The sequence below is a fragment of the Candidatus Frankia nodulisporulans genome, from assembly GCF_902806475.1.
Taxonomy (GTDB): domain Bacteria; phylum Actinomycetota; class Actinomycetes; order Frankiales; family Frankiaceae; genus Frankia; species Frankia umida.
Map to the genome: position 1 here is coordinate 1 of NZ_CADCWS010000179.1, position 9,069 is coordinate 9,069.

General features: G+C 71.9%; 7 protein-coding genes. All 7 read right to left on the minus strand.

What is annotated here, in order from left to right; translation table 11 throughout:
- A partial coding sequence (gene proC, locus G6R24_RS15125) for a pyrroline-5-carboxylate reductase (protein WP_163549898.1) occupies positions 1-791 on the minus strand: 791 nt, incomplete at its 3' end.
- 137 nt (positions 792-928) lie between these two features.
- Positions 929-2,971 carry an acyltransferase family protein gene (locus G6R24_RS22530; RefSeq protein WP_225438562.1) on the minus strand — a complete coding sequence of 681 codons (2,043 nt, stop codon included), beginning with the start codon at positions 2,969-2,971 and terminating at the stop codon, positions 929-931.
- 417 nt (positions 2,972-3,388) lie between these two features.
- The gene (locus tag G6R24_RS15140) at positions 3,389-4,183 is read right to left on the minus strand and encodes a class I SAM-dependent methyltransferase (protein WP_163549894.1); all 795 of its coding nucleotides are present in this window, start codon (positions 4,181-4,183) and stop codon (positions 3,389-3,391) included.
- Between the two features lie 72 nt (positions 4,184-4,255).
- Positions 4,256-5,092 carry a sugar phosphate isomerase/epimerase family protein gene (locus G6R24_RS15145; RefSeq protein ID WP_225438563.1) on the minus strand — a complete coding sequence of 279 codons (837 nt, stop codon included), beginning with the start codon at positions 5,090-5,092 and terminating at the stop codon, positions 4,256-4,258.
- Positions 5,093-5,428: 336 nt separating this feature from the next.
- Positions 5,429-6,721: a Ppx/GppA phosphatase family protein gene (locus G6R24_RS15150; RefSeq protein ID WP_420840665.1), complete on the minus strand. Its 1,293-nt coding sequence runs from the start codon at positions 6,719-6,721 to the stop codon at positions 5,429-5,431.
- Positions 6,722-6,851: 130 nt separating this feature from the next.
- Positions 6,852-7,532, minus strand: a complete 681-nt coding sequence (locus G6R24_RS15155) for a response regulator transcription factor (protein WP_163549896.1) — start codon at positions 7,530-7,532, stop codon at positions 6,852-6,854.
- Positions 7,529-8,953: a sensor histidine kinase gene (locus tag G6R24_RS15160; RefSeq protein WP_163549897.1), complete on the minus strand. Its 1,425-nt coding sequence runs from the start codon at positions 8,951-8,953 to the stop codon at positions 7,529-7,531. Before G6R24_RS15160 ends, G6R24_RS15155 begins: the two co-directional genes overlap by 4 nt.
- Between the last annotated feature and the right edge of the window lie 116 nt (positions 8,954-9,069).

Sequence of the window (9,069 nt, forward strand, 5' to 3'; positions counted from 1 at the left end):
TGGCCGAGTTCGCGGGAGCGGTCGCTGGCGGCCAGGCAGGCGTCCATCAGCGCCGCGCGCACCGCCGCGCGATCCAGGTGATGGAGCGCGGCGATGGTCGTACCGGCCGGCGAGGTCACCGCCTCACGCAGCAACGCGGGGTTCTCGCCGGTCTCGGCAAGCATCCGCGCGGAGCCGGTCGCGGTCTGGGTGACGAGCTGCGTCGCCAGCGCCCGCGGCAGCCCGAGCCGCACCCCGGCCTCGACCAGAGCCTCGACCACGTAGAAGAAGTAGGCCGGCCCGCTGCCCGACAACGCGGTCACCGCGTCAAGGCTCGCCTCGCTCACCCGGACGACCTGACCGACCGGCTCGAGCAGCGCCTCGGCCGCGGCCAGGTGCTTGTCCCCAGCGTGCTCACCGGCGCAGATCGCCGACATCGCCGCCCCGACCAGCAGCGGCGTGTTGGTCATGACCCGGATGACCGGCGGCCTCGAGGGCAGGTGCCCCTCGATCGCCGCGGTCGTCACCCCGGCCGCCAGCGACACGACCAGCGTGTCGGCGGCCACCACGGGGGCGACCTCGGTGAGCGCGGCGGCGACGTCCTGCGGCTTGACCACGACCAGCAGGACGTCCGCCCGCTGCGCGACGACCGTCGGCGGATGAACCTCCACCCCGTACTGACCCGCGATCCCGGCCGCCCGGGCCGCGTCCTTCTCCGCCACGACGACGTCCTCGGCGGCGTGCCCGGAGGCGAGCAGGCCGGCAAGCACCGCGCTCCCGAGCCTGCCCGCCCCCATGACCCCGATGACCATGAACGTCCCTTTCCTCAGCCCTTGATCCAGCTCGTCCAGCTCGTCCAGCTTGCCGGCCAGGAGAGTATGGCCCACCCGGACGTACCCCCGCAGCCGACCGCCCCCCACCCACGCCCGGCCACCGCCGGACCCGCGGGTCAGCCCGCCAGGGGCCGACGCGAGACACCGCGCGGTGAGTACCAGGGGTCCTCCACGCGTGCGGGAACGCCCGTCTCGCGGGGCGCGACGATCAGCTCACCGGTGTACACCTCGTCCACGTACGCCGGATCGGCGGGCAGCCGGCTCGGACCGGTCACCGGATCCCAGCCGGCCACCGACCACCGATGATCATATGCCGGCGGGGCGGGCGGACCGGGGACGGCGCCCACCGGATCCACCTGGACATCGGCGTAGCGGACGTCGCCGTGGCTATCCATCCCCCGGGCGGCGTGGCTCGCGTACCCGACGGGGATACGCGCATAGCCCTCATCCACCCAGACGTCGTCGGTCTCCGGTTCGCTGGACCACGGGTATCCCAGCTCGGGTGACCGCGTCGGGCCGCCGCGCCGGAGGGCGAGGGTGTCCTCACCGGTGCGGATCATGCCCGCCCGGGGGCTCGGACGGCCCTCGTCCGCGGACTCCCAGCGCCAGCGCAGCCCAGCGGTGTCCTCCACCCGCCGCTCGGCGGGATGCGCGAACGGCTCCGCCACGGCGACGGCCGTCCGTCGCGGGCCACGCGGGGTGTCCGCCCACCCCGGACGCATCCGCTGCGCCGGGCGCTCGATCAGACGATGGGAGAAGTAGGCGACGAACGTGCTGGCCGCCGCCGCGCAGACGACTGCCGGCCACAGGCCGATCCGGGGCACCAGCTGTCCGTTCGCCGCCGAGATCACCGGGTAGTGCCACAGGTAGACGCTGAAGGTCATCTTGCCGAGGGAGGCCATCCGCGGCCGGCCGAGCAGCCGCACCCAGGCGGCATCCCGGCGAAGGTCGGCGCTGAGCACGACGATCGCGGCCAGCAGCGCGCTCGGCAGGTAGGCGGCGCGGTCGAGCCAGTTCGCGGCGTGGACGTTCTTGTTCGGGCCGAGGAAGGCGAACAGGACCAGCCCGATCGCGGCGGCGAGCCCCAGCGCCGCGACGCGTCGTCCCGCGGGCCACCGTCGTACGACGGCCGCGGTCACGTCCGGCCGACCCGCGCCGGCCCCGTGGCCACCGGTGACACCAGCGTTGGCGCCGCTGGCCGCGGTGGCACCAGTGACGCTGTCGCTGCCGGTCCGAGGTCGCGAGGCGTGTCGCCGATGGCCCTGAGCCCTCGCCACCGACCAGGTCGACGCGACGGGACGTCCGGACGGCCCGGGTGGCGTGGACGGCAGCGGCAGCGGTGGCGGTGGCGTGGGCGGCACGGGCGGAGCGAGATCCTCGGCCCGGGACAGGGCGCGCAGTCGGGTGTCGCGCCACACCGCGAGCAGGCATCCGATCAGCAGCGGGGCGACATGCGTGTCGAGAGCGAGGTAGACGCGGGTGTGCGGCGCACCGTCGCTTGCCAGGACGTAGGTCCAGCCGGCCAGCATCAGGACCAGGCCGAGTAGGATCAGCCCGAGGTGCCGGCGCAGCCGCGCGGACCGGCGCACCAGCACGAACATCACCGGCCACAGCAGGTAGAACTGCTCCTCCAGGGAGAGCGACCAGACGTGGGCGAGCCAGCGTCCACCCGCCTCCGGGTGCGCGACCTTGTACCAGTTGTTCACATTGAAGAAGACCGATGTCGCACTGCCGACGAAATCGTCACGGAACGCGGTGTCGTCCCATTTGAACAGCGCCGTGACCAGAAGCCCCACGAACAGGTAGACCCACATCGCCGGCATGAGCCGGAAGGCTCGCCGGACCAGGAACCGACCGATCGAGACGGTTCCGGTCCGATGATGTTCGGCCAGCAGCAGCGCCGTGATCAGAAATCCGCTGAGCACGAAGAAGACGTCGACCGCGACGTTGCTCGCTCGAATCGCACCCATGTGACCGGCGAGGATCACATAGATACAGATCACCCGTATACCGTCCAGAGCCGGATGGTAGGCGAACTTCGCCGCGGCCTGGGTGTCCTGGGTGTCCTGGGCTGCTTGGGTGGCCTGTCCCGTCTGTCCTGCGTCGGCCCGGTGGCCCGCCGATCCGCCGGCGGGTCGGCGGTGCGACGGAGCCGTCACCTGTGGTTTTGACTTGGTAGCACCCCGCACTGGGGCCGTCGCCTCCTCGATCAGCGCGCCGACGGGCGGCACCCTGCGTCCGGGGTGGGCATACGACGGCGGGATGGGCCGTGCACTGTCATCCCCACCGGAGGCGGCCCGGCGGCGAGGCCCTGCGGCCAGACCATCCACGCGCTGCACCGGCGAAGTACGACTCCACCCCGCGATCGCGGCCAAGACTAGCGGATCGACGCACGAGAGAGAAACCGACGATGAATCACACGACTCGATTCGACGTGACGTATTCGATTCATTACAAACAAGTGCACATCCAAAGCAAAACGGGACCACTATCGGGGTGCTCGAAGGTCGTCCCGCGTTACATCTGGAGATAGCCGAGCGGGGGTACCCGAACAGCTGCCCTCCGGGCGGCTCGTACTACTCGGCGGGCGTCGACGACCCGGGTCGCGCCGGGACGCGGGCAATCACCAGCAGGGTACGGAAGGGCTCGACGACGATCCCGTCCGGAAAGGCGCGCAGGACGCTGTCGCGCTCGGCCTCGAGATACTCGTCGAGGTCGGCGCCGATGGCTGCCACATAGGACTTCGAGCGCTGCCAGGTCAGGTAGTCCTCGAGGGCGATCCGCCGCTGCCACCGCCCGGTGAGGGTGACGACCTCCTCGAAGTGGCCCGTCCAGCGCAGCTCGTCGGCGTAGGGGCGGGTGCGGTAGTCGCGCCGGTAGCCGGGGCTCATCCGCTCGAGTCGATCCTGCTGACGTTGCCACCAGCGGGCGTCCGACGCGTCGACGTCGTTCCACCAGACGGCGAGCACGCCACCGCCCCGCAGCACCCGGGCGGCCTCCGCGGCGGCGACCGGCACATCGACCCAGTGCCAGGCCTGGGCGTAACAGACGAGGTCGACCGCGTCGGCGCGCAGCGGCAGCGCCTCACCGTCCCCACGCACCGCGGGGAGCCCGGGAGTGGCGGCGAGCAGCCGGGCAAGCATGTCCGGCCCGGGTTCGACCGGCAGGACCCGCGCGCCGCGCCGCAGCAGCAGCCGGGTGGCGATGCCCGTACCGGCGCCGACGTCGACGACATCCGCGCCGGCCAGGGGTCGTCCAAGAATCCGCTCGATGTCGAGCAGGATCTGCTCCGGGTAACCGGGGCGTGTCGCCGCGTACGCGTCCGCCAGCGCGTCGAAGATCGAGCCGGTGACGGTACGGGCACGGGTCACGGCCTGGTTGTGCCGAGGGCTTCGGCCGCTGTCAGCCCCCACCGGGTCGCGAACCACCTGGCCGGACGGTCATCACGACCGAACGCCGGGAGTGCTGCCGCTGCCGCTGCCGGTGCCGGTGCCGGTGGCGGTGGTGGTGTTCGCGGCGCTGGCGAGTGCGGGGGCGGCGAAATGTAGGCGGGTGAAGGCCAGCGCCTCGGCCAGGTCGGCCTCGCGCTGCGCCCGGGATTCGGCCCGCCGGGTGTTGATCTCGACCACGATCGTGCCGTCGAATCCGCCGGTGGCGAGTTGTTCCAGCAGTTCGGCGCAGGGCTGGGTGCCCCGCCCCGGGACGAGATGCTCGTCCTTGGCCGAGCCCATACCGTCGGCCATATGCACGTGGACGAGCCGTTCCCCGAGCTCACCGGCCATGGCCATGGCATCGGAACGGGACACGCTGGTGTGGGAGAGGTCGAGGGTGACATGGGCGTAGTCGTCGTCCACCGGCGACCAGTCGGGTGCGTAGGCCGAGACCTCCCGACCGCGGGCGCGCAGCGGAAACATGTTCTCCACCGCGAACCGGACATCGGTCTCCCCGGCCATCCGCTCGATGCCGGTGATGAACTCACGCGCGTAGTCGCGCTGCCAGCGAAACGGCGGGTGGACGACGACCGTCCCGGCGCCGAGCGTCTCGGCGACACTGCGGGCGCGCACCAGCTTGGCCCACGGATCGGTGCCCCAGACCCGCTGGGTCAGCAGCAGGCACGGCGCGTGGATCGCCAGGATCGGTATCCCGTGGTAGTCGACCAGGCGACGCAGCGCCTGCGGATCCTGGCTGACCGGATCCGTCCAGACCATGATCTCGACACCGTCGTAGCCGAGCCGTCCGGCCATCGTGACGGCGCGGAGGAGCCGGTTGGAACCGGCCATCGGGAGACGGCCGAGTCGGCCGATGGGGGCTCGGGCAGCGGTGCCTGGGACGGGGGCGGGCCGACGGCATCCGACCGGGCCGCATCGGCCGGTCGTGTGCTCGGACGCCTCGCCCGCAATCCATCTCCCTGCCGTAGAAGCCGGCGGCCGGAGCTGCCGGGTGCCTTCCTCGTCCAGGCTAGGCCATCGCCGCGGGTTCGCCCATGCCGCGGCTCGTCCACCGACAGTACATAGCCTGATATCGCACGTGACAGCGGCCACATCCGATCATCATCGCATCCCGGCGGATCCCCCACAACCCGAAAAGTACTTTTTTCCCCTTATAGGCGGATGCTGTCAGCCGGAGTTGAGCCAGTCGAGCCGGCGCAGGATGACTCCCTCCCGCAACGCCCAGGGGCAGATCTCCGCCTCCTCGACGCTGAACAGATCGAGCGCCTCCGCGGCCACGATCGCGCCCGCGACCAGTTGCCCGGCCCGGCTCGCCGAGACCCCGGCGAGCGCCGCCCGTTCCTCGACGGTCATCCGGGTGATCTTCGCGACGACGTCCGCGAGGTCGTCACGACGCAGCACCCGGCGGGTGTAGGGGCCGCGGCTGTACGGTTCGGCGTCGGCGATCCGGGCCAGCGAACGGAAGGTCTTCGACGTCGCCACCACCCGGGTGTGCTCGCCGAGGTGGTAGATCGTGGCGACGACCGGAGCGATCTGCGCCCGCACGTAGCGCCGCAGTTCCGCGAGGTCGGCGCGCCGGGGCGGGTCGTTGTCCGCGCCGGCCAGCCAGTCGCGGGTGAGCCGGCTCGCGCCCAGCGGCAGCGAGGCGACGACCTCGGGATTCTCGTGCATGCCGGCGCCGATCTCCAGCGAGCCGCCACCGATGTCCAGGGCCAGCAGCCGCCCGGCGCTCCAGCCGAACCAGCGCCGCGCCGCGAGGAAGGTGAGTCGGGCCTCCTCCTCGCCCGAGAGCATGCCGATCCCGACCCCGGTCGCCGCCCGGACCCGGGCGAGAACCTGATCGCCGTTGCTCGCGTCGCGCAGCGCCGACGTCGCGAACGCCGCGAGGTCCTGCACCCCGAGCGCCTCGGCCTGCTCACGCATGTCCCGCACGCACGCGGTGAGCGCCTGTTCCCCCTCGGTACCGAGGGAGCCGTCGGCCTCGAGCAGTTCGACGAGGCGCAGCGGCACCCGGACGCTGGCCGCCGGCTGTGGCTGCCCGCCACGGTGGGCGTCCACGACCAGCAGGTGCACCGTGTTCGACCCGATGTCGATCACGCCCATCCGCATCGGGCCGGGATGCGGCCCGGCCGGCAGCGGCCCAACGCCGATGCCCGCCCGTGGACGCCCGGCGCCCGTGGGCCGCACCGGGACGCCGTCCCCGGCGAGCACCACCGCCCCGGCCAGCACGACCGCCCCACCCGGTGGCACCGCCCCGCCGGATGTCGCCGGACCCGGCGCGCGACCGTCCGACGGGGCGGGGTCGGAACCCGACGCGGTTGGCGAGCCCGGCTCCCCCGCGGGCACCTGGTCCGCGGGGTCGACCAGCCCGGTCAGCTCGACCGCTGCGACCAGTCCCGCTCCCGCCGACTCCACCGGATCGGCCGGCTCGACCGCATCCGCGGGACCGGCCGTGGCCACCGTGGTGGGACGGTCCGACTCGCCGACCCTCGACCGCGCGGCCGCACGATGCGACCCGAGCGGGAACCAGCCCGCCGGACGAACGCCTCCGAGCACCCGAACACCGCCCCTCCGCCGGACCGGCCAGCGGTCACGGCTCGAACTTGTAGCCCAAGCCCCGCACCGTCACGAGGTGACGCGGATTCCCGGGTTCGCGCTCAATCTTCGTCCGAAGCCTCTTGACATGTACGTCCAGGGTCTTGGTGTCACCCACGTAGTCGGACCCCCACACCCTGTCGATCAGCTGCCCCCGCGTGAGTACCCTCCCGGCGTTACGCAGGAACATCTCCAGCAGCTCGAACTCCTTCAGCGGCAGGGTCACCATCGCGCCCTCGACCGTGACGACGTGCCGTTCGACGTCCATCCGCACCGGCCCAGCCTCGAGCGTCGTGTCCGAGACCTCCTCCGTCTCCGAGCGGCGACGCAGCACCGCTCGAATCCGCGCGACGAGTTCGCGCGACGAGAACGGCTTGGTGACGTAGTCGTCCGCGCCCAGTTCCAGGCCGAGCACCTTGTCGATCTCACTGTCGCGCGCGGTGAGCATGATGATCGGCACACTCGAACGGGTCCGCAGGGTGCGGCACACCTCGGTGCCGGACAGCCCCGGCAGCATGAGGTCGAGCAGGACCAGATCAGCGCCGCGGCGATCGAACTCCGCCAAGGCGCTGGGACCATCGGCCACGACGCCCACCTCGAAACCCTCCCGTTCCAACATGAACGACAACGCGTCGGAGAACGACTCCTCGTCCTCCACTACCAGCAGCCGGGTCACCCGATCGCTCCCCATGTCCCGTCCGACGGACCGGCCGACCCGGACCGCTTCCCGCGTTCCCCCCGGAACGCAGCATCATGATCGCCCCGGGCCTGATCGCCGTCGACCTCGGTGGCACCCTCGTCCCGGACGGACGCCTCCCAGCCCGGCACATCCTGGACGGACGCGGCCACGATCTCCCGCGCGTCGAGGATGTCACCGGGGTCCGACACGTCCGGGTCGTCGGAGCTGGCACGGTCGTCGGAGCTGGCACCGACGTCGGCGATACCGGGGACGACGACCACGGGGACGGCGATCCCGGTGGAGGGCGTCGCGGTCGCCGCGGCGTTGGCGAACAGGGGCAGGCGGATGGTGAAGGTCGAGCCGGCCCCCTCGGAGCTCCAGACGGTGACGGTTCCACCGTGGTTGGTCGCGATGTGCTTGACGATGGCCAGGCCCAGGCCGGTGCCGCCGGTGGCCCGGGAGCGGGCGGGGTCGGCCCGGTAGAAGCGCTCGAACACGCGCTCGAGGTCCTTCTCCGCGATGCCGATGCCCTCGTCGGCCACCGAGATCTCGACCGTCGTCCCGCTGCGGCGCACACCGAGCACGATGCGGGTGCCTCGCGGCGAGTAACTGATCGCGTTCTCCAGCAGGTTCGCGACCGCGGTGACCAGCTGCCCCTCGTCGCCAAGCACCTGCAGCGCACCGTCCCCGATCACCGCGAGAGAGATCTCCTGGGCCTGGGCGTGCAGTCGGTTGCGGTCGACCGCCTCGGTGAGCAGCTCGCCGGTGAGCAGGGGGCGCAGGTCGGGCAGCGGCTCGGCGCCCTGGAGCCGGGAGAGGTCGATGATCTCCTGCACCAGCCGGGCCAGCCGGTCGGACTCCCGGGTCATCCGCGAGGCGAACCGGCGCACGGCCACCGGGTCCTCGCTGGCCGCGGCGACCGCCTCGGCGAGCACGTGCAGCGCGCCGACGGGCGTCTTGAGTTCGTGGCTGACGTTGGCGACGAAGTCGCGCCGCACCGCCTCGACCCGACGTGACTCGGTGATGTCATCGAGGATGACGGCAACATGACCAGTCGAGTCCAGCAGGCGTGCGCGGGTACGCACGGCGAGCGCCTCCTGGTCGGGACGCGGCCGGGTCAGCGGCGGTTCGGGCACCGGCGGCAGGTCGATCTGACGTTCGTGGTCGCGTCCGGCCAGGCGGGTGGAACGCACCAGATCGGCGAGTTCGGCGACGGCGATCTCGTAGTCGCGGACCACACCCATCCGGCGGGCGACCGTGTTGACCAGCACCGCCCGATCGGTCGCGTCGAGCACGACCAGCCCGGTCGGCAGCCCGGAGATCACTCGACGGATGAGCTTCGGGGGCAGGAGCACGCCGTCGAGCGCGCCCCCACCTGGTTCGGTGTGCGCCGGTGTGCGGCCGGGTACCAGCGTCATCGTCCATCCTCGGGACATCCGTCCGCCGAAGCGGGACGGTCAGCACGGACAGGCGACTTCACGTGAAGCGCACGGCATGTCACGGCATCCACCGACCTGTCACCCACTCGCCGCAT

What these genes read in the sequence shown, in the direction of transcription:
- G6R24_RS15145 (WP_225438563.1), bottom strand. Translation starts at nt 5,092, where the DNA reads ATGGCCGGTTCCAACCGGCTCCTCCGCGCCGTCACGATGGCCGGACGG.
- G6R24_RS15160 (WP_163549897.1), bottom strand. Translation starts at nt 8,953, where the DNA reads ATGACGCTGGTACCCGGCCGCACACCGGCGCACACCGAACCAGGTGGG.